Source organism: Limnohabitans planktonicus II-D5 (assembly GCF_001270065.2).
Classification (GTDB): domain Bacteria; phylum Pseudomonadota; class Gammaproteobacteria; order Burkholderiales; family Burkholderiaceae_C; genus Limnohabitans_A; species Limnohabitans_A planktonicus.
On sequence record NZ_LFYT02000067.1, the window covers coordinates 1 to 3,246 of the forward strand.

At 50.0% G+C, this 3,246-nt stretch carries 2 rRNA genes; both read right to left on the reverse strand.

What is annotated here, in order from left to right:
- Positions 1 to 66 (reverse strand): 5S ribosomal RNA (gene rrf, locus H663_RS40710); the annotation flags it as partial.
- Positions 67 to 239: 173 nt separating this feature from the next.
- A 23S ribosomal RNA gene (locus H663_RS40715) occupies positions 240 to 3,119 on the reverse strand.
- Positions 3,120 to 3,246: the final 127 nt, after the last annotated feature.

A 3,246-nucleotide genomic window follows, 5' to 3' on the forward strand; every position in this document is an offset into this window, starting at 1 on the left:
GCTAAGTCGTTTCACTGTCCTGTTCGAGATGGGAAGGAGTGGGACCAACTTGCTATGGTCATCAGGCATAACTTGGTGTCATCTTGACTTGCGTCAAGACAACGAATTCATAGAGTTTCGAATCAGATTTTGGCTTTTAAACCAGGCTATTAACCCGGACTTTCAACCTTTTTTGAATGCGTCAACTTGGCATAACTTCCTTGACCAATGCACATCTTTCAATGTGTGATCAAAGTTATAGGGTCAAGCCGCACGAGCAATTAGTATCGGTTAGCTTAACGCATTACTGCGCTTCCACACCCGACCTATCAACGTCCTGGTCTTGAACGACTCTTCAGGGGGCTCAAGGCCCCGGCAGATCTCATCTTGAAACGAGTTTCCCGCTTAGATGCTTTCAGCGGTTATCTCTTCCACACTTAGCTACTCGGCAATGCCACTGGCGTGACAACCGATACACCAGAGGTGTGTCCACTCCGGTCCTCTCGTACTAGGAGCAGGCTTCCTCAAATCTGCAGCGCCCACGGAAGATAGGGACCAAACTGTCTCACGACGTTTTAAACCCAGCTCACGTACCTCTTTAAATGGCGAACAGCCATACCCTTGGGACCGGCTACAGCCCCAGGATGAGATGAGCCGACATCGAGGTGCCAAACACCGCCGTCGATATGAACTCTTGGGCGGTATCAGCCTGTTATCCCCAGAGTACCTTTTATCCGTTGAGCGATGGCCCTTCCATACAGAACCACCGGATCACTATGTCCTACTTTCGTATCTGCTCGACTTGTCAGTCTCGCAGTTAAGCACGCTTATGCCATTGCACTATTATCACGATGTCCGACCGTAACTAGCGTACCTTCGAACTCCTCCGTTACGCTTTGGGAGGAGACCGCCCCAGTCAAACTGCCTACCATGCACTGTCCCCGATCCAGATAATGGACCTAGGTTAGAACCTCAAACACACCAGGGTGGTATTTCAACGTCGGCTCCACTGAAACTAGCGTTCCAGCTTCAAAGCCTCCCACCTATCCTACACAGATCTGTTCAAAGTCCAATACAAAGCTACAGTAAAGGTTCATGGGGTCTTTCCGTCTTTCCGCGGGGAGATTGCATCATCACAAACATTTCAACTTCGCTGAGTCTCAGGAGGAGACAGTGTGGCCATCGTTACGCCATTCGTGCAGGTCGGAACTTACCCGACAAGGAATTTCGCTACCTTAGGACCGTTATAGTTACGGCCGCCGTTTACTGGGACTTCAATCAAGAGCTTGCACCCCATCATTTAATCTTCCAGCACCGGGCAGGCGTCACACCCTATACGTCCACTTTCGTGTTTGCAGAGTGCTGTGTTTTTATTAAACAGTCGCAGCCACCGATTTTTTGCAACCCCGTTGGGCTCCCTTTGTTCAAGTTCACCTACTAGGGGCATACCTTCTCCCGAAGTTACGGTATCAATTTGCCGAGTTCCTTCTCCTGAGTTCTCTCAAGCGCCTTAGAATACTCATCTCGCGCACCAGTGTCGGTTTGCGGTACGGTCAATGACAAGCTGAAGCTTAGTGGCTTTTCCTGGAAGCAGGGTATCACTCACTTCAGGTGCAAGCACCCTCGTTATCACCCCTCATCTAAGCCCGGCGGATTTGCCTACCGAGCACGACTACAGGCTTGAACCAACATATCCAACAGTTGGCTGAGCTAACCTTCTCCGTCCCCACATCGCACTTGTCATCGGTACAGGAATATTGACCTGTTTCCCATCAGCTACGCATCTCTGCCTCGCCTTAGGGGCCGACTCACTCTACGCCGATGAACGTTGCGTAGAAAACCTTGCGCTTACGGCGAGGGGGCTTTTCACCCCCTTTAACGCTACTCATGTCAGCATTCGCACTTCTGATACCTCCAGCAGGGTTTACACCACCACCTTCACAGGCCTACAGAACGCTCTCCTACCACTTGCAATAAATTGCAAATCCGCAGCTTCGGTAACTGGCTTAGCCCCGTTACATCTTCCGCGCAGGACGACTCGATCAGTGAGCTATTACGCTTTCTTTAAATGATGGCTGCTTCTAAGCCAACATCCTGACTGTTTTAGCCTTCCCACTTCGTTTCCCACTTAGCCAATTTTAGGGACCTTAGCTGGCGGTCTGGGTTGTTTCCCTCTTGAGTCCGGACGTTAGCACCCGGTGCTCTGTCTCCCAAGCTGTACTCATCGGTATTCGGAGTTTGCCTTGGTTTGGTAAGTCGCCATGACCCCCTAGCCAAAACAGTGCTCTACCCCCGATGGTAATACTTGAGGCACTACCTAAATAGTTTTCGGAGAGAACCAGCTATTTCCAAGTTTGTTTAGCCTTTCACCCCTATCCACAGGTCATCCGCTAATTTTGCAACATTAGTCGGTTCGGACCTCCAGTACCTGTTACGGCACCTTCATCCTGCCCATGGATAGATCACTTGGTTTCGGGTCTACACCCAGCGACTGATCGCCCTATTCGGACTCGATTTCTCTACGGCTTCCCTATTCGGTTAACCTTGCCACTGAATGTAAGTCGCTGACCCATTATACAAAAGGTACGCAGTCACCCCTTTCGAGGCTCCTACTTTTTGTAAGCATGCGGTTTCAGGATCTATTTCACTCCCCTCCCGGGGTTCTTTTCGCCTTTCCCTCACGGTACTTGTTCACTATCGGTCAATGATGAGTATTTAGCCTTGGAGGATGGTCCCCCCATATTCAGACAGGATTTCTCGTGTCCCGCCCTACTTGTCGTTAGCTCAGTACCACACATCTGTTTTCGCATACGGGGCTATCACCCACTATGGCCGGCCTTTCCATGCCGCTTTGCTAACAGTTGTGCTATCACTAACAGGCTCTTCCGATTTCGCTCGCCACTACTTTCGGAATCTCGGTTGATGTCTTTTCCTCGAGCTACTGAGATGTTTCAGTTCACCCGGTTCGCCTCGCATGACTATGTATTCATCATGCGATACCCCTAAGGGTGGGTTTCCCCATTCAGAAATCTCCGGATCAATGCTTATTTGCCAGCTCCCCGAAGCTTATCGCAGGCTTTCACGTCTTTCGTCGCCTATCATTGCCAAGGCATCCACCACATGCTCTTATTCACTTGACCCTATAACTTTGAACTCTCTTATCGAGAACCCATCGTTATTTTCAAGGAATGTCTGTCAGGTCTTTCACCTGACGCGTTATGCCGTAAATGAATAATTCCTCAACACCGGATGTTTCCATCCAATATC